The sequence below is a fragment of the Rhizobium sp. WYCCWR10014 genome, assembly GCF_001657485.1.
Taxonomy (GTDB): domain Bacteria; phylum Pseudomonadota; class Alphaproteobacteria; order Rhizobiales; family Rhizobiaceae; genus Rhizobium.
The window spans coordinates 235616-253292 of sequence record NZ_LXFU01000030.1 but is presented as its reverse complement, the minus strand read 5'-3'; the positions used below and the strand labels follow the sequence as shown (position 1 = coordinate 253292).

16 protein-coding genes and 2 pseudogenes are annotated in these 17677 nt (G+C 60.2%); 16 read left to right on the top strand and 2 right to left on the bottom strand.

Going from position 1 to position 17677, the window contains the following annotated elements; all coding sequences use genetic code 11:
- The first annotated feature begins 528 nt into the window (after positions 1 to 528).
- From A6U98_RS11940 to htpG, 16 genes and pseudogenes are all read left to right on the top strand, one after another.
- Positions 529 to 1602, top strand: a complete 1074-nt coding sequence (locus A6U98_RS11940) for an ABC transporter ATP-binding protein (RefSeq protein ID WP_064649964.1) — start codon at positions 529 to 531, stop codon at positions 1600 to 1602.
- A 45-nt stretch (positions 1603 to 1647) separates the two neighbouring features.
- Positions 1648 to 2547, top strand: coding sequence for an ABC transporter permease (locus A6U98_RS11935; protein ID WP_064649963.1), 900 nt, complete (start codon positions 1648 to 1650; stop codon positions 2545 to 2547).
- Positions 2548 to 2549: 2 nt separating this feature from the next.
- Positions 2550 to 3395, top strand: coding sequence for an ABC transporter permease (locus A6U98_RS11930; protein WP_064649962.1), 846 nt, complete (start codon positions 2550 to 2552; stop codon positions 3393 to 3395).
- The gene (locus A6U98_RS11925) at positions 3392 to 4138 is read left to right on the top strand and encodes a glucose 1-dehydrogenase (protein WP_064649961.1); all 747 of its coding nucleotides are present in this window, start codon (positions 3392 to 3394) and stop codon (positions 4136 to 4138) included. The genes A6U98_RS11930 and A6U98_RS11925 overlap by 4 nt, the downstream gene beginning before the upstream one ends.
- A gap of 13 nt (positions 4139 to 4151) precedes the next feature.
- On the top strand, positions 4152 to 4919 hold the full coding sequence (locus tag A6U98_RS11920) for an SDR family NAD(P)-dependent oxidoreductase (RefSeq protein WP_064649960.1): 768 nt from the start codon (positions 4152 to 4154) through the stop codon (positions 4917 to 4919).
- A 110-nt stretch (positions 4920 to 5029) separates the two neighbouring features.
- Positions 5030 to 6262: an extracellular solute-binding protein gene (locus A6U98_RS11915; protein WP_064649959.1), complete on the top strand. Its 1233-nt coding sequence runs from the start codon at positions 5030 to 5032 to the stop codon at positions 6260 to 6262.
- Positions 6263 to 6337: 75 nt separating this feature from the next.
- Positions 6338 to 7447: an ABC transporter ATP-binding protein gene (locus A6U98_RS11910; RefSeq protein WP_064649958.1), complete on the top strand. Its 1110-nt coding sequence runs from the start codon at positions 6338 to 6340 to the stop codon at positions 7445 to 7447.
- A gap of 41 nt (positions 7448 to 7488) precedes the next feature.
- Complete coding sequence (locus A6U98_RS11905) at positions 7489 to 8370, top strand: polysaccharide deacetylase (RefSeq protein ID WP_060637550.1); 882 nt, start codon at positions 7489 to 7491, stop codon at positions 8368 to 8370.
- A 57-nt stretch (positions 8371 to 8427) separates the two neighbouring features.
- Positions 8428 to 8763, top strand: a complete 336-nt coding sequence (locus tag A6U98_RS11900) for a hypothetical protein (RefSeq protein ID WP_064649957.1) — start codon at positions 8428 to 8430, stop codon at positions 8761 to 8763.
- Positions 8753 to 9823: a GTP-binding protein gene (locus A6U98_RS11895; RefSeq protein ID WP_064649956.1), complete on the top strand. Its 1071-nt coding sequence runs from the start codon at positions 8753 to 8755 to the stop codon at positions 9821 to 9823. The genes A6U98_RS11900 and A6U98_RS11895 overlap by 11 nt, the downstream gene beginning before the upstream one ends.
- The gene (locus A6U98_RS11890; RefSeq protein ID WP_064649955.1) at positions 9823 to 11043 is read left to right on the top strand and encodes an extracellular solute-binding protein; all 1221 of its coding nucleotides are present in this window, start codon (positions 9823 to 9825) and stop codon (positions 11041 to 11043) included. The genes A6U98_RS11895 and A6U98_RS11890 overlap by 1 nt, the downstream gene beginning before the upstream one ends.
- A 12-nt stretch (positions 11044 to 11055) precedes the next feature.
- On the top strand, positions 11056 to 12417 hold the full coding sequence (locus tag A6U98_RS11885) for an amidase (RefSeq protein ID WP_064649954.1): 1362 nt from the start codon (positions 11056 to 11058) through the stop codon (positions 12415 to 12417).
- A 171-nt stretch (positions 12418 to 12588) separates the two neighbouring features.
- Positions 12589 to 12894: pseudogene (locus A6U98_RS11880) on the top strand (type II toxin-antitoxin system RelB/DinJ family antitoxin); the annotation flags it as partial.
- Positions 12894 to 13181 carry a type II toxin-antitoxin system RelE/ParE family toxin gene (locus tag A6U98_RS35790; protein ID WP_156667836.1) on the top strand — a complete coding sequence of 96 codons (288 nt, stop codon included), beginning with the start codon at positions 12894 to 12896 and terminating at the stop codon, positions 13179 to 13181. The pseudogene A6U98_RS11880 and the gene A6U98_RS35790, both read left to right, overlap by 1 nt.
- 131 nt (positions 13182 to 13312) lie before the next feature.
- Positions 13313 to 13476, top strand: a pseudogene (locus A6U98_RS35785) (LysR family transcriptional regulator); the annotation flags it as partial.
- 532 nt (positions 13477 to 14008) lie between these two features.
- Positions 14009 to 15901, top strand: a complete 1893-nt coding sequence (gene htpG, locus A6U98_RS11875) for a molecular chaperone HtpG (RefSeq protein ID WP_064649952.1) — start codon at positions 14009 to 14011, stop codon at positions 15899 to 15901.
- Positions 15902 to 16125: 224 nt separating this feature from the next.
- Here the strand turns inward: htpG and A6U98_RS36750 are convergent, their stop codons facing one another.
- Both A6U98_RS36750 and A6U98_RS11870 read right to left on the bottom strand, forming a co-directional pair.
- Positions 16126 to 16272 (bottom strand): hypothetical protein, encoded by a 147-nt coding sequence (locus A6U98_RS36750; protein ID WP_156667835.1) that lies wholly within the window; start codon positions 16270 to 16272, stop codon positions 16126 to 16128.
- A gap of 170 nt (positions 16273 to 16442) precedes the next feature.
- On the bottom strand, positions 16443 to 17675 hold the full coding sequence (locus A6U98_RS11870; RefSeq protein WP_064649951.1) for an ROK family transcriptional regulator: 1233 nt from the start codon (positions 17673 to 17675) through the stop codon (positions 16443 to 16445).
- Positions 17676 to 17677: the final 2 nt, after the last annotated feature.

The window sequence follows — 17677 nt, the reverse complement described above, 5'->3', positions numbered from 1 at the left end:
AGGGCAAAAATAAAATGATTATTGAATACAAAGGCACGATAAAATTCATTTTGTCGAGAAAATGAATGGGTGGGTGGCGACCGCGGGTTGAGGTCGACCCGATAAGGCAGGCAGCACTCTGCTGCTTGATGATCTGCTGCGGTTTATTGCCAGTTTGGTTGAAAATAGTCCTATTATGCCGCGCGAAGTGTGTTCAGATTTGCGTCGATCGCCTGCGGCGCGAAAGAGATGTGCTGGTTTTTGAAGGGCGATCCCTCTGTCTTGGGGGTGCGTCGAGCCGACATGTTTTGATTTTATAAAAAGCCTATTGAATACAAAAACCATTCGTGTCATAGTTTTTGCAATGCAAGCGCTCGCAAGAAGCGTAACAGGTGGAACTTTATCAAAACGGCAAGGAACATCTCTTGACGCGCGTGTGATGTTTGCGCGAACGGCTTTTGCTTGCCTGCCGGGACCTATCAGCGGTTCGGGTATGGGCGAAGCTTTGCTGGAAGAATGTTCCTTGCCTTTGAAACTGGCAGGATAGCGATGTCGGCAGCTCTTCAACTGATGAACGTCTCGAAATCCTACGGCGACCTCAAGGCGCTGGACAGGATCGAACTCGCCTTGCCCGATGATGCCTATATCTCGCTTCTCGGCCCGAGCGGGTCCGGCAAGACCACGCTTCTGCGGGTGATTGCCGGTTTCGAGGAGCCGGAACAGGGTGCCATCCTGTTCGGCGGCAAGCGGATCGACCACATCGCGCCACACAATCGCGGTATCGGTTTCGTCTTCCAGAATTTCGCCTTGTTCCCGCATCTTTCGGTCGCGGAAAACATCGCCTTCGGCCTTGTCAACCGCGAGCTCAACCCGGTCACCGATGCGGCAAGCGTCAAAGCCAGGGTGCGCGACATCATTTCGCTGGTCGGACTGACGGGCCTTGAAGACCGGGCCGTGACGCAGATTTCCGGTGGCCAGCGCCAGCGCGTCGCTCTGGCCCGCACGCTGGTGACCGAGCCGAAGATGGTTCTGCTCGACGAGCCGCTCGGCGCGCTCGACGCCAATCTGCGCTCCCGGATGCGCACCGAACTGCGTGCTATCCGCGAGCGCTGCGGCGTCACCTTCCTGCATGTGACAGGCAGCGAAAGCGAGGCGCTCGCCATGGGCGATACGGTGCTGGTGCTCGACCGTGGGCACATCGCCCAGTCCGCTCACTCCGATCTCCTCTACAACCGCCCGGCATCGCCTGCCGTCGCGCGCTTTCTTAATTGCTACAATCTGTTTTCCGGCAGTGTTGCCGGCGATGTTTTCGTCAGTCCGACCGGACGATTTGCGCTGGGGGGCTTTCGCCAGCCGGCATCGCAGCCTGCCTATGCGATCCGCTACGACCGGGTCGATATTCGCGAGCAGAATGCGCCGGTCCTTCAGGGGGAGGTTCGTCTGGAGGGCAATTTCGTCGCCAGCGAATATTCCGGGGCGGCAATCAATTCTTTCTTCGCGCTCGATGACGGCCGAGTGTTCGAGGTGGAATCGCACCTCAGCCGCTCCGCACCGCAATCCTATGTCGAGAAAGGCCGCTACGCGCTGGTCTGGAAGAGGGAGGACGCTCTTGTCTTTGCCTGAAAAAGTCCGGTCGCATACGGCCTTCCCTGTTCTGGAGAATGAGAGATGACGATGGTCGCGATTGGCGATGAAACGCAGGTCGAAACGTCCAGCAAACGGAAGCTCTCCGGCCCCGCGCTCTGGCTGCTGGCGCCCGGCGTGCTCTGGATGGTGCTGTTTCTGGTGCTGCCGATCCTGATGATGGTGTATGTTTCGTTCTGGACGCAGACGACCTTCAAGATCGAACCGACCCTGACGCTGAAGAGCTGGATCACCTTCTTCAGCAGCGAGACCTATCTGGGTGCGCTCTGGACGACGGTGCGCATCTGGCTGATCGTGCTGGTCTCGACGGTGCTGGTCGGCTATCCGGCCGCCCTTTTCGTCGGTCTGTTCGTCAGGAACAAGACGATACAGACCGTTCTTCTGGTCCTCTGCGTCATCCCCTTCTGGACCTCGTTCCTTATCCGCGTCTTGGCTTGGCGGCCGATGCTCGGCAAGGAAGGTGCGATCAACCTGATCTTGATGAAGATCGGTGTCGTCCAGCAGCCGATCGAGATCCTGCTGTTTTCCGAACTGTCGGTCATTATCGGCATGACGCAGATCTACTGCGTCTTCATGGTCGGTCCGATCGCTTTCATGCTCGGCCGTATCGATCCTTCGGTGATCGAGGCTGCACAGGATCTGGGTGCCAGTTTCGGCCGCATCTTCCGCACCATCATCCTGCCGCTGTCGATGCCCGGCGTGGTCGTCGGCGGCATCTTCGTCTCGGTTATGGTTCTTGGAGAATTCGCCACCTCGGCCGCACTTTCGGGCCGCAAGGTCAACCTGCTCGGCAACATCATCGTTACCCAGGTCGGGTCGCTCAAATGGGCCTTCGCGGCGGTGGCAGGCGTGGTGCTGACGATCCTCATGGGCGCCGTGGTCGCTGCCTTGCTTAGGATCGTCGATCTCAGGAAGGAGCTCTGATCATGAACGCAACCGGCATCAAATTCGGTCTCGGCACCTATACCGCGCTCTTCCTCGTCTTCCTGTACGGGCCGCTCGTGGTTCTGGCGATCCTGTCGTTCCAGACAGGGCCGGAAGGCGGACCGCAGTTTCCAATCATCGAATGGTCGACCTACTGGTACAAGCATCTCTTCGGTCTGACGCCGCCCTCGCGCATCGCACCGTTGCCGATCGAGCAGGCGCTCGTTCGCTCGATGGGGCTGGCGGTGATGACGATGGTCGTCTCGACGGTTCTCGGTGTTTCGGCAGCGCAGGCGTTCCGCCGCAAGTTCAAGGGCTCGGGCTTTGTGTTCTATCTGATCGTGCTCGGCATGATGGTGCCCGGCGTGCTCGTCGGCCTCGGCATGGCGCTGGTTGCCAACTCGCTCGGCATCGACCGCCATTGGTGGGGCACGGCCTTCGTGCTGCACGTCGTCTACACTTTCCCCTTCGCCTTTCTGGTTATGCTGGCCATTTTCAATCGCTTCGATCCCAGCGTCGAGGAGGCGGCCTGGTCGCTCGGGGTCTCTCCGGCGCGCACCTTCCGCAAGATCACCTTTCCGCTGATCTTTCCGGGCGTGCTGTCGGCCATGCTGTTCGCCTTCACGCTGTCTTACGACGAGTTCTCGCGCACGCTGTTTGCCTCGGGCCGTGACCTGACGCTGCCGCTGGCCATCTACGGCACTTTCTCGGTGGAAGTGCATCCGAATGTCTTCGCCTTCGGGGTGCTGACCACACTGTTCTCCTTTGCGCTGCTGGGCGTCTACGCCGTGCTGATGACGCTGTCCGTGCGCCGCGCCAAGCAGATGGCAATCCAGGAGGAGGCATGATGGTGCCGCAAAAGCGCTCCGCGATCGTCACGGGTGCCGGCTCCGGTATCGGCCGGGCCATCGCCCACAAGCTGGCGGCCGAGGGCTACGCGGTGATGGTCAACGATCTGTCGCTGGTCCGGGCCGATGCGGTCGCCGGCGAAATTCAGGCGGCAGGCGGAACCGCTGCCGCCATTGCCGGGGACGTGTCATCCGAAGACGACGTGGCTGCCATCCACGCCGCTGCGGTGACGGCGCATGGCGAGACGCATCTTCTCGTCAACAATGCCGGCATCGCCCATCAGGCGCTGTTCGAAAATCTCGAGGTCAAGGATTTCGACCGGATGTTCGCCGTGCATGTGCGCGGCACCTTCCTGATGACCAAGGCGGTGCTGCCGGCGATGCTGGACCGCGGCGAGGGGGTCGTCGTCAATGTCGCCTCGCAACTTGGCCAGATCGGCGGCGTCGAGCTTGTGCATTATTCCAGCGCCAAGGCGGCCATCATCGGCCTGACCAAGGCGCTGGCCCGCGAGGTTTCCAAGCGCGGCGTGCGGGTGAACGCCGTGGCGCCGGGGCCGATCAACACGCCGCTGGTGATGGCGCTGTCCGACGACTGGCGCGCCGCCAAGAAGGCCGAACTGCCGCTTGGGCGTTTCGGCGAGCCTGAGGAAGTGGCCGAAACGGTCGCCTTCCTCGCATCGCCGGCAGCGAGCCTATTCGTCGGCCAGACGCTCGGGCCGAATTCCGGCGACGTGATGCTGTGAGAGGGACAGAACCATGACGGTACCATCGAAACCTATTGCCATCGTCACCGGCGCCGGGATCGGTATCGGGCAGGCGACGGCCAAAGCGCTTGCTGCGCGTGGCGACCACGTCATCGTCACCGACATTCTGGAAAAGCAGGGAATGGAGACAGCGCAGGCCATTCTGTCGGCTGGCGGATCGGCCGAATTCCAGCTTTACGACGTGCGCTCGACCGAGGCCACCGAGGCGCTGGTGGCAGACGTAGAAGCCCGCCACGGCGGTATCGATGTGGTCGTCGCCAATGCAGGGATCGCACACCGCACGCCGCTGGCAGATCTCACCGACGAAAAGTGGGACCTGACCTTCGACATCGATCTCAAGGGCATTTTCCGCCTGGCGCGGGCGGTGGCTCCCGGCATGCGTTCGCGCAAATCCGGCAGCATCGTCGCGCTCTCCTCGATCATGGGCATCGCCTATGGCTGGGACGAGCATGTGCATTATTCGGCGGCCAAGTCCGGTGTCATCGGCCTCGTGCGCGGTCTGGCCGTGGAGTTGGCGCGGGACGGCGTGCGGGTCAACGGCATCGCGCCCGGATACATCCGAACGGCGCAGCTTCTGTCCGAAGAGAATTCTCTGGGGCCGGCCGGGGCTGAAAAGGCAGCCGAATTCATCCCGATGGGGCGGCTCGGTACGCCTGACGATATCGCGGACGTCATCGCATTTCTGGCGTCGAACGACGCGAGATACATGACCGGCCAGGTGCTGGTCGTGGATGGAGGCCTCCTCGTGGGGCGCTACTGAACCGTTGAGGCTTGATGGTGGCTGTTATCGCCGCCAGCGGCCTGCGGAGACTGAGGAAGGGGCCGCGATCAAACGGGGTCCGGGGAACAACAATCAACTGGAGAAGAGACATGTCCAACATGGAAATCAATCGCCGCTCCCTTCTGAAGCGGTCCGCAGGCGTGATGGCGCTTGCCATCGGCGGCGGCACGCATCTGCTGTCGTCGCGCGCAGCCTATGCGCAGGCGGCCGACCTTGCTGGCCAGCAGCTGCGCACGATCGGCCTTTCGGTCACGGTTCAGGAACGCATTCTTGAAGAATTCAAAAAGGCGTCCGGCGTCGGCGGCACCTCTGGAACGGCAGCGACATTCCCGGATGCGCAAACCAAGATCCTGTCCGGTTCGAAGGACTATGATTGCTGGGAAATCATTGCCGAGCGTCTGCCGTCGATCGTCATGACCAACAATGTCGAAGTGATCCCGGCCGCATCGTTGAAGAACTGGGCGAACATTCGCGAGGTGTTCACCAAGCCGAGCGACAAATGGGACGTGAAATCGCAGATCACCGGCCAGATCTGGGCCGACGAGGCGCAGACCACGCTCAACATGGTGCCTGCCGTCTATAACTACGATTCGATCGGCTACAATCCCGACGTCGTCAGCGCCGAGGAAGCAAATACCTGGGCGGCGATCTTCGATCCGAAGTGGAAGGGCAAGTCCGGCCTCAACACCGATCCGCTGATCGCTTTCGGCCAGGCCATCATGGCGATGAACACGCTCGGCCTTTCAGATGTCAAGAACCCCGGCAATGCGACAGCGGCGGAAATCGACGAGGCGGCCGCATTCCTGATTTCGAAGAAGAAGGAAGGTCAGTTCCGCGCGCTGTGGGGTGATTTCGGCGAGCTCGTCAACTTGATGGCATCGGGTGAAATGGTCGTCTGCGACGCCTGGCAGCCGGCGGTCATGGCCGTCAAGGCGCAGGGCAAGCCCTGCAAGTACGCGGTGCCGAAGGAAGGTTATCGCGGCTGGGCGATCGGCCCAACGATGATCGCCGGTACGACCAACAAGGAAGCCGTTATCGCCTACGCCGACTACTGGCTTTCCGGGGAGCCGGGCATCGCGGTTTCGGAGCAGGGCTACTATTCGCCGTCGACGAACATCAAGGATGTCATGGCGCCGGAGAAATATGCCTTCTGGTATGAGGGCAAGCCGTGGGTCGGCGCGGAAGAGCGCGGCATCAAGGAAGGGGATCTTCGGGACGGGGGATCGCTTGAGGAGCGCGCGGCCAATGTCGCCTATTGGCACCAGTGGCCGGATGAATACGACCACCTCATTCAGAAGTGGGATGAGTTCCTGAGCGCATAAGCTTCTTTCTACCCTCCCCTTCTCAAGGGGAGGGTACACAATCAGACGCATCCCCCACCGTCCGGAGCAACACCCATGATCTACGACCTCGAACTCAGAAATGTTGGCAAGGTCTATGACAACGGCACACCGGCCGTCATCGACTTCAACCTTTCGGTCACCAAGGGCGAGTTTATCGCGTTTCTCGGACCGTCCGGCTGCGGCAAGACGACGACGCTGCGGATGATTGCCGGCTTCGAGGGGATTTCCACCGGCGACATGATGATCAAGGGCGTGCGGATGAACGACGTGTCGCCGCAGGGGCGGCCGACCTCGATGATCTTCCAGAGTTATGCGTTGTTTCCGCACATGACCGTGCGCCGCAATGTCGGCTACGGTCTGGAGGTCAAGGGCATGGCAAGGGCGGAGCGTGATGCCAAGGTCGATCGCATCCTGGCGACACTCGGCCTGGAGGATATCGCCGATCGCAAGCCGGACAAGTTGTCGGGTGGCCAGCGCCAGCGCATCGCGCTGGCACGCGGCCTCGTTGTCGAACCGGATATTCTTCTTTTGGATGAACCGCTGGGCGCGCTCGATGCCAATCTGCGCAAGGCGATCCAGAACGAGCTGAAGCTGCTGCAGAAAACACTCGGCATCACCTTCATCTTCGTCACCCACGCGCAGTCGGAAGCACTGGCGCTGTCCGACCGCATCGTCGTGATGAACCAGGGCCGTGTCGAGCAGATCAGCCCGCCGCACCAGCTTTACACCAGACCCAACACGCCCTTTGTGGCGCAGTTCATCGGCCGCAACACGATCCTCCAGGGTGAAGTACAGGGCGCACATGGAGATAATATCGCCGTGTCCACGCCCGTCGGCATGCTGTCGGGGCGCGCCAACGGTGCTGTGCCCGGTAAGACCAAGGTCAATCTGGTCATTCCCGCTGAAGCGATCGAGGTGCATGCGGCCGACACCCAGTTGCGCGAGCGTCTTGTCGCCAAGATCGGCGGCAATGTCGTTGATGCGCGGATCGAGCGGTTCGACGTGGTCGGCCACGTCTCGCACCTGACGGCCAGCCTGCCGGACGGGCACTCCGTCGCGCTCGAGGCGCATATCGACAAATATCAGCCCGAGGCCTTTCCGGTCGGCTCCGGCGTTCTTCTTTCGTGGAATCCGGCGGAAGCCACGGTCATTCCGGTCCACTGAAACGACACCTTCTGATAAGAAACCACAAGGAGACATAACCCATGGCGAAGGAAATCTTTTGCAGCTTCGGCGTCGACGTTGATGCCGTTGCAGGCTGGCTCGGATCGTATGGTGGCGAGGATTCGCCGGACGATATTTCGCGCGGGCTTTTTGCCGGCGAGGTGGGCAGTCCACGCCTGCTGAAGCTGTTCGACCGCTTCGGCATCAAGACGACCTGGTTCATACCCGGTCATTCGATCGAGACCTTTCCGGAGCAGATGCAGGCAGTGGCCGATGCCGGCCACGAGATCGGTATTCACGGCTATACCCATGAGAACCCGATCGCGATGACCCGCGAGCAGGAAACCGAAATTCTCGATAAGTGCATCGATCTCGTCACCAAGCTTTCCGGCAAGCGGCCGACTGGCTACGTGGCGCCTTGGTGGGAGTTTTCCAACGTCACCAATGAGCTCCTGCTGGAGCGCGGTATAAAGTACGACCACTCGCTGATGCACAACGATTTCACGCCCTATTACGTGCGTGTCGGCGACAGCTGGACCAAGATCGACTATTCGAAGAAGCCGTCCGACTGGATGGTGCCCCTGAAGCGCGGCCAGGAAACCGACCTGATCGAAATTCCGGCTTCCTGGTATCTCGACGACTTGCCGCCGATGATGTTCATCAAGAAGGCGCCGAACAGCCACGGTTTCGTCAATCCGCACGATATCGAGCAGATGTGGCGCGACCAGTTCGACTGGGTCTATCGCGAAATGGATTATGCAGTCTTCCCGATCACCATCCATCCGGATGTCGCCGGCCGTCCGCAGGTGCTGATGATGCTGGAGCGGTTGTTTGCGCATATGAGCAAGCATCCGGGTGTCAAGTTCGTGACCATGAACGAGATCGCCGACGATTTCGCCAAGCGCTTTCCGCGCAAAAAGTAAACGGCAAGACGAGGAGCGGGCGGTGTCCGCTCCTTTCACATATTTCAAGGAAATACTATGTGCTCGCTGTGCGGGGTTCTCGGAGGAAATGAACACTGGGCCGATGCGGTGGCGCGGCCCGGTGTTTTTACGCGCAATGTCGAGCGGATTGATCGGCGTCGCGAGCGTGCCAATCGGGTGCGGGTGGCAAACCGGGTGTTGGCGGGCTTCGGCATGACGCTGTCGGACTGGCAGGGGGCGGCCTTTGTGTTGTCGACGCGCACCGGCAAAAGCGAGATCATCGAAGATCTCGGCCATCTCTGGCCGGCTGCCGAGCGGCTTTCAGGCCGGATCTGCGATCCGCTGAATATCGATATCATCGGGCGGATGGAGGCGGCGCGCGATGGCGAATAGCCCGGCCTTTACCCCTGTGAACCTGCTTACCGGCTTTCTCGGCTCGGGCAAGACGACGCTGCTGAAACGGCTGCTGACCGATCCGGCGCTGGCAGAGACGGCCGTGCTCGTCAACGAGTTCGGCGAAGTCGGCCTCGATCATTATCTGCTTGAGCGGATCGACGAGACGATGGTGCTGCTGCAATCGGGATGCCTCTGCTGCACGGTTCGCGGTGAACTGGCCGATGCGCTGCGCGACCTGCATTCCAGGCGCGAGCGTGGGCTTATTCCGAATTTCAAGCGCGTGGTGATCGAAAGCACCGGCCTTGCCGATCCCTTTCCCGTACTGTCGACGCTGAAGGCCGACCCGGTGCTGCGGCATCACTTCCGGCCGGGCAACGTCATCGCGACGGTCGATGCGGTCAACGGCATGCGCCAGCTCGATACCTATATCGAATCCAACCGGCAAGCGGCGATCGCCGACCGGCTGATGTTGACGAAGACGGACATTGCCGATGAAGAGGGTCTGGACCTTCTTCGGGAGCGGCTGCGGCGGCTCAACCCCGATGCCGCTCTGCTATCGACGGCCGATGGAGAGCTGGATGTCGCCGGGCTGTTTGACGAGGCTGTTGCCACACGTGGCAGCATCGCTCAATCGCCGAGCGGCTTTTATTGCGAAACGCCGGCCATGCTGGAGACGGCAGACGGCGGCACCCATCAGGCGGCCGTCACCTCCTTCGTCATGAGCGTCGAGGGCGCCATAGACTGGACTGCGTTCGGCGTCTGGCTGACCATGTTACTCCACCGGCACGGCGAACGGGTGCTGCGGGTGAAGGGCATCCTCAATCTTGAGGGCGAGGCCCGGCCCGTGGCCATCCATGGCGTGCAGCATCTTGTTCACCCGCCCACGCATATGGCTGCCTGGCCCTCGGACGATCGCCGCTCGCATATCGTCTTTATTGTTGACGGACTCGATGCCAGTCTGCTGAAACGATCCTTCGAGGCCTTCACACTCGCAGGACCCGTGTCCTCCCTGGCGGGGGGAGCACCGTCAGCACGACAGGACGTCCAGACCTCTTGATGAACAAGCATCACCCAAACCCGCAACCACCTGCCACGCCAGCACTCCATCTCGAAGGCAGGCCGAAACTGCGCGTACTCGGCACGGCGATTTCCCTGCTGGAGGAACTACGTCTGCAGGCCGAGCAGGATCTCGGCATCGACGTCACCTTCGATAACAACGACTTCCTGACGACGCAGCACAAGGCGGCGCAGGAGCCTGGAAGCTACGACATTTACGACCAGTGTTTCCACAATCTGGATATCGTCTGGTACTGGCGCGCCGTGCAGCCGATCAGCACCGAGCGGATCAAGCTGTGGTCCGAGATCAACGATCTCACCAAGACCGGGCATATCGGGCCTAACGCGCGGCTGGGACAGGGCGATGTACCGGCCAAGAAGCTGTTCGTACAGCCGAACCTCGCGCTTGGCGATACGCCATCGCCGCGCATTTCGATGTTGCCGACGACGCACAATTTCGACAGTTTCGCCTACCGTACCGACGTGGTGAAGCATGCCGTCGAGATGAACTCCTGGGCGTCGCTGCTGAACGAGAAATGGGCCGGCCGCGTCTCCTTGGTCGATGAGCCGGCCATCGGTATTTTCGATGCTGCGCTGGCCGCGCAGGCGGCAGGACTGATGTCGTTCAACAATATCGGCAACATGACGGTGGCCGAAATCGACCGGCTGATCGATCTACTGGAAGCACGCAAGAAGGACGGTTTCTTCCGGGAGTTCTGGCGAACGGCAGAGGATGCCGCTCGGTTGATGGTCGACGGTGAAACCTGTGTACAGAGCATGTGGTCGACGGGGATTAACATTCTGAATGGGCAGGGCATTCCCGTCGAGCAGGCGGTCCCCGTCGAGGGCTACCGAGCCTGGCATGGCGGTCTGTGCCTGTCCAAGGATCTGAGTGGCCGGATGCTCGATGTCGCCTACGAATATCTGAACTGGTGGATATCGGGCTGGCCCGGTGCCGTCGTCGCGCGTCAGGGTTATTACATCTCGACGCCGCAACGTTCCCGGCAGTTCATGATGCCGGCAGAGTGGGATTACTGGTACGAGGGGCTCCCCGCCGCCACCGATCTTCCCGGCCCGGATGGGTCGGTGCGAATTCACAAGGGCAGCATAAGGGCCGGCGGGTCGTACTGGCAAAGGGCAAACTGCATCGCCGTTTGGAACACGACGATGGATGAACACAATTATCTCGTCCGCCGGTGGATGCAGCTTGTCGGACGGTAGAAGAGGAAACGCATGATGCCGTCTCACGGTGGAAAAACAGTCGCCCAGCTTTCCGTGCTGATACAGAACGGCGCGCTCGATCCGGTGGCGCTCGCTGAGGAGACATTTATCGCCATTGACAGCTGCAAGGACCAGTCGATCTTCGTCACCCTGCTGGAACAGCGGGCGAGGGCTGAAGCCGCCGCTTCGTCCAAGCGCGTCAGGGATGGTCGTTCCCTTGGCCTCCTCGACGGCATTCCGGTTGCCTGGAAGGATCTTTTCGATATCGAGGGGCTTGCAACAACGGCCGGCTCCACCGTGCTCAAAACATCGGTACCCGCAACTCGGGACGCCGATGTCGTTGCGGCGCTTGCCGGGGCCGGCATGGTCAGCATCGGCCGGGTCAATATGAGCGAGTTTGCCTTTTCAGGGCTCGGCATAAATCCTCACTACGGAACGCCGCAGAACCCGGCCTCGACCGATGGTGCACGGTTGCCCGGCGGTTCTTCGTCCGGCTCCGGCGTTGTGGTGGCATCAGGACTGGTGCCGGTTTCGATCGGGACGGACACGGGCGGATCGGTCCGCATCCCGGCAGCCTTTAACGGCGTCGTCGGCTACAAGGCAACCCGCGGCCGCTATTCCATGCGGGGTGTTTTCCCGTTGTCGAAAAGCCTCGATTCGCTCGGGCCGCTCTGCCATACCGTGCAGGATGCGGTGTGGATCGATGCGGCGATGCGCGGCCTCGTCGCACCCGATATTCGCCGTAGCTCGGTCGAGGGTCTTTCGCTCGTCGTTCCCGAAACCATCGTTTTCGATGATGCGGAAGCAGCCGTGGTGTCGGCCTTCGAAGCGGCCCTGAAGCTCCTGGAAAAGTCCGGGGCAAAAATTCGGCGGCAGGCGTTTCCGGCCTATGCCGCAATCTTTGAGCTGATGGATAAATACGGCCCGCTGGTGACGGCGGAAGCCTTCGTGCTGCACCGGGAGCGTTTGGCGGGACCGGAGGCCGAGGGAATGGACCCTCGCGTGGTTGCTCGCACGCGGCTGGGCGAGACGATCACTTTAACAGGCTATATCGAGACGTTGGCCACCCGTGAGCATCTGATGGCGGAATTTGCGTCCAGCATCGGACCGGGCGAACTGGTCGTGTCGCCAACCTTACCGCATGTCGCGCCCCTGACCGCACCGCTTTTGACCGACGACGAGCTTTTCGTGAAAACCAATGCCAGGACGTTGCGCAACACGCTGATCGGCAACTTCCTCGACGGCTGCGGTGTCTCGATCCCCTGTGGCGCCGGCGATGCCGGCATGCCTGTCGGTCTGCTGCTTTCCGGCTTGCCGAATGGCGACGAGCATTTGCTTTCGGTCGCGCTGGCCACAGAAGAAGCCATACGATAGCTCCAATCTGGCTGTGCTTTTCTTGCTGACTGCTGAAGCACTCGGTCTCGACCGACTTCGCGAGGACTACCTTCTAACGTGATGGTCCGCGCTTGCGTGTATGCGGTTGGCACCTCAGAAAGATCGCCATAGAGAGCACCCTTATCATTTGACTGAAATGTGGAGATAGCAATGGCTGCAAACGCGCTGGTACAAACTCGTATCGATGCCGAGGTTCGGGATCGTGCTTCCGCAGTGCTTGGAAATATGGGGCTAAAGGTATCGGATGCGGTTCGGATCTTACTCTCCCGGACGGCCAACGAGGGGGCGCTGCCGCTGGAGCTTCTTTCGGGCAGCGAGGTCCAAGACGCTTGGTTTCTTACGAAGGTACTCGAAGCGCTGAACGATACTCGACCCGACGTCGCGGATGATGAAGTCGAGGCACATTTTGCTGAGCGTCGAGCGACGGTCCGCTTTAACGTGGGTGCTCGCAAGTCGTGGAGCTTACCTGGTCTGCGTTCGCGTTATTGGATCGAGACGCCACCTTCACATACATAGAAGCAGAAAATCCGCAGCCGCCTAGTCGACGAACGGATCATGGCTGCCGTCCGTCGGTTGATAGATTTCCCGCGAGCGGTCGTGTTGGCAGAATTGATGGCACCCGCGAACTGGCAATTTACGGCACCCCGTACGTCGCGGCGTATGCAATTTCCAAAACAACGGTCCGTATTCTTCGCGTCCTCGATGGGGCGCAGGAATGGCCAGACACTTTGCCAACGAGCTAGGCTTTGTTCTCGATGCTGAGAATCAACGGGTCGGTGGCTCGAACTGGTTCAAGGCGTGGGATGGAGGAGACCATTTGGGTGGAGAGCCCCTCACGCGCGAAAATAACCACGACGCTTGGTGGCACAGGGATTTCGCGCCGGAATGGACGGAGGGCTTGGGGCCCTCGAACTGAATGCGGTGAGAGGCATCGACTTCCGGATCGGGCTAGGTGTCGCCTGGAACAAGGAGGACCCAACCGCCTCGCGCGACGACATCGTCGATATCGCAAGGCCGCTGGCGCGGTCGGGCAGGTGAGGTGAGGGGCGACACGGGTACCATTCAAGCGGAACGGCTTGCCGGGGGCAGTCGGTCCCGGGTTCCGCTCGTTGCGAGCGGCGCTTCGCTAACCCTCCTGCGGCTGCCCTTTTAACCGGTCAAGTCGTGCGCGAACTGGCGCCGGCGCGGACGCGCCTTTGCCTGGTATGCTCATTGTTTGGAGGAGGCGCGCCTGCCATGGCAGCCACGGCGGCGCAAGCATGCGACCGGCTAGCCGCAGTACATGTTGATCGCCGCGACACCTGAAACACCACGTCTCGACGAGGGAGGATCGGCTTGAGCAATCAATGGGATCTTTCGACCGGTATCTGCAGGGCAGCGCCGCCTTCGGCCGCTGCTCGCATGCGCGTGTTACTCGTCTGCAACGTTGCGCAAAACTTCTCGCTCTCTACAAGCCATTTAAAGTTCCCCGACAATCGGCGCCGATCTATCAACCGCTAAGGTGGAGCGCTTGAAATCCGTCAGCGGAAAAACCATCTGACGCGCGACTTCTGCAAAATGGGGATTATCGATGACGACAGTAGAAGAGCGGCAGCCTGAGCAACATGCGTTCGAAGCGGATGTCAGTCGGCTGCTGCACATGATGGTGCACTCGGTTTATTCCGACAAAGATGTCTTCCTCCGGGAATTGATCTCGAATGCGGCGGATGCCTGCGAAAAGCTTCGTTACGACTCGATTTCCCAGCCGGGACTCTCGGCCGACGGTATTCAGCCGGGAATTCTGGTGACCCTCAACGAAGAGGCGCAGACGCTTGTTGTCGAGGACAACGGCATTGGCATGACCCGGAACGAGATGATCGACGCGCTTGGTACGATCGCGCGTTCGGGGACAAAGGCATTCATGGAGAGGCTTGAGGGTACTAAGGGCGGCGAGAAGGCTGAACTGATCGGTCAATTCGGCGTCGGGTTCTACTCCTCGTTCATGGTGGCGGACAAGGTCGACGTGATCTCGCGGCGTGCGGGTCTGGAGGAAACCTGGAAATGGTCGTCCGACGGTAAGGGAAGCTACGACATCGTCGCGGTCGATTCCGTCGAGGTGCCGACGAGGGGTACCCGCGTCGTTCTACATCTCATGGAAGATGCGAAAAGATACACCGACAAATGGACCGTCGAAAAGATCATTCGCGATCAGTCCGGCCACGTACCTGTTCCCATTCGTCTCGTCGACAGGGAAGCGGCCGAGCCGTCGCAGATCTCCGATGGAGCCGCGCTCTGGACCAAACAGAAGAGCGAAATTTCCAAACAGGATTACGACGACTTCTATCGTGGTATTTCGGGTCAATATGATGAGCCGCTGACCACCGTGCATTTTCGCGCCGAAGGCCGGCACGAATATACGACGCTGGCATTCATACCCGGTTCCCAGCCCTTCGATCTGTTTGATCCGGATCGCAAGGGTCGGATGAAGCTCTACGTGAAGCGCGTCTTCATCACCGATGACGTCGAGTTGCTGCCGCGTTACCTGCGGTTCGTGCGCGGTATCATCGATACGTCCGATCTGCCGCTCAACATTTCCCGCGAGATGATCCAGGAGAGCCCGGTTCTCACCGCGATCCGCAAGGGCATAACCAGCCGGGTCCTTACTGCACTGGAGAAAATGGCCGACAGTGAACCCGAGACGTTCGGGAAATTCTGGGACCTCTTCGGGGCAATCGTCAAGGAAGGGATCTACGAAGACTTCGAGCGCCGCCCGCAATTGCTCAAGCTGGCGCGTTTCCACACAACTGCTGTCGAAGGCGCGACACGGAGCCTTGCGGACTACGTGGCCGCCATGAAGGAGGGGCAGTCGTCGATCTATTACATCAGCGGCTCGAACCTGGAGCAGTTGAATGCTTCACCACATCTCGAGGGCTTCCGGGCCAAGGGGGTCGAAGTGATGCTTTTGACCGATTCCGTAGACAGCTTCTGGCCCACCAATGTCCCTGATTTCGAGGGCAAGTCATTCAAATCGGTCACCCAGGGCCTTGCCGATTTGAATGAAATCGCCGGCGAGGCGGGCAGCGACGAGGAAAAACAGGACGCCTCTTCCGAGGTTGTCGCTTTCATCGATTTCGCACGCGGTGCTCTCGGCCAAGAGGTCACCGATGTGCGTGTCTCCGGTCGATTGACGGAAAGTGCGGTCTGCCTGGTTGCTTCCGAGCACGGCCCTGATCGACAACTTGAGAAAATCCTCCAGGGGGCAGGGCGGCTGCAGACGGCGTCGAAGCCCATTTTAGAAATCAACGCGCAGAGTCAGCTCGTTATAAACATCGCATCGATCGACGATCATAGCTTTCGCGAGGATGCCGCGTGGCTCCTCCTCGATGAGGCGCGCATTCTTGATGGCGATAAACCGGTAAACCCACGGGCATTTGCTGAGCGGCAGGCAAGACTGTTTGCCTTAGCGATAGGACAAGGCAGATAAGGGTTCGCTATGGATCTTGGCCCATTTGGGTCGAGATCCCTTATCCGTCAAAAGACCGCCAGCCTCGTTTCCTGGCCTCTTTGACCAAGCGGTCGAAAATCGGGGAAAGCGCATTTCACGGCAAAGTAAGGGCGGGCGCATGTTTAGCCGGCCAGGTACATTCGGATTCCTGATGAAGCGGATACGCGAGCGGCGCAATCGCTATTCATCCGGTAATATGCGGTTCAGGGCAGGCGCGTATGCACCAGCCTGGAGGTCTTTGCCGAATGGATTTCCGGCCACTTGCTGTTTGACACCGGCGCGGTGCCGATCGCCGAAATGGAAACCACGAGCGCCGTCACGGCCGAGAAAAGCACAAGTGCATGGGTCATAGCTTCGATCCTTTGTGGCTGGTTCCTAGCCATCCCGGCCGCAAACTGCTCCGTGAGGATGAATCAAAGGCTAAGCAACATGGTTAATCACATGGATATATCCCTTAATGGACAGGCCTGTGGCTGAAACCTCAATCGCCTTGGTGAAAACCAAGGGCACGGTCAACTTCCTACGAGCCAATCAAGAGCGGCTTCTTATCGTTGCCCTTTTTCATAAGGACGCCGGTATCTGGCCCGAACATCAGGTAAAGCGGAAGAATGCTTGCTCCGAGCGCAGAACCCCGGGCTCCCAGAGCGCCGGCGGCGATCGTGGGTGCGATCAGGCCGGGGGGCACCATCTCCGAAAAGCATTGCCGGACGCGGGCAACGGTCTCCATCAGCAGTGGGGCGGGGAGAAGCCCATCGATGACAATGGCTTCGACATCGATGACAGAAATGCTTCCGATGATTGCCTGGGCAAGGGCATCCGCGCAATCATCCTGCCATTCCGAGACCAGGGTCCGCGCGGCCGCCGGCATCGGGTCGAGATCCCGGACACGTTTTATGTCTATCCCGTTTGTTCTAAGATGATGGACGAGCGTGTAGATCGACGCCCGATGCAGCAGGACTTCGAATTTTCCAGTCGGCTTTGGAACGGAGCTTAAAGTTGAATGTGTGACCGGGAAAGGCCCGAACGCGGCGGTATTGCCGTTCGGACCGGTCTGCAACGTTCCGTCGACGACAAGCCCTCCGCCGACGAATGTGCTGAGCGAAATATGCAGGAAATCGGAAAACTTCTTGCCCAATCCGTAGACCAGTTCGGCGACGGCGGCTGCTGACGCGTCGTTCTCGATCATGACGGGAAGATTGTGCGTGTCTGAGAAATGGGCTTTCAGGTCAAAGGACCGCCAGGCGAGCTGGACATCACCGGGAAAGCCCAGCTCCTCGTCCCACCCGCCGATGAAATAAGGGGCTGATATCCCGATGCCGATCAGGCGCGAACTTTCGTCGCTCCCGAGCTGGGTCCTGAACCGCCCGATCGCCCCGCCACCGAGACGCCTTATGCTCTCAGGATCCGGATGGTCGTAGTCATGGGTCTCGAATGCGCAGGTTTGCCCGGCAAAATCGATCAGGATGGCATCCATGGCCCTGCGGCCGATATGAAAGCCGATCGAATAGGCTCCGCTGCTGGCAAGTCCGTACATGGCAGATGGCTGGCCCTTGCCGCCGAAGCGTTTGCCGTTTTCGACCAGGTAACCGCCGGCGACGAGAGCCTCGACGATCGCAGCGACAGCTGGTGGCGTAAGATGCGCGAACCGCGCGATCTCTGCCTTCGACGCTTGGCCGAAACGCCGAACGGCATCCAGGACAACGCGCTCGTTGTAGTGACGGAGCTGGACGGAATTGCTGCCTTTTCCTGCCATCC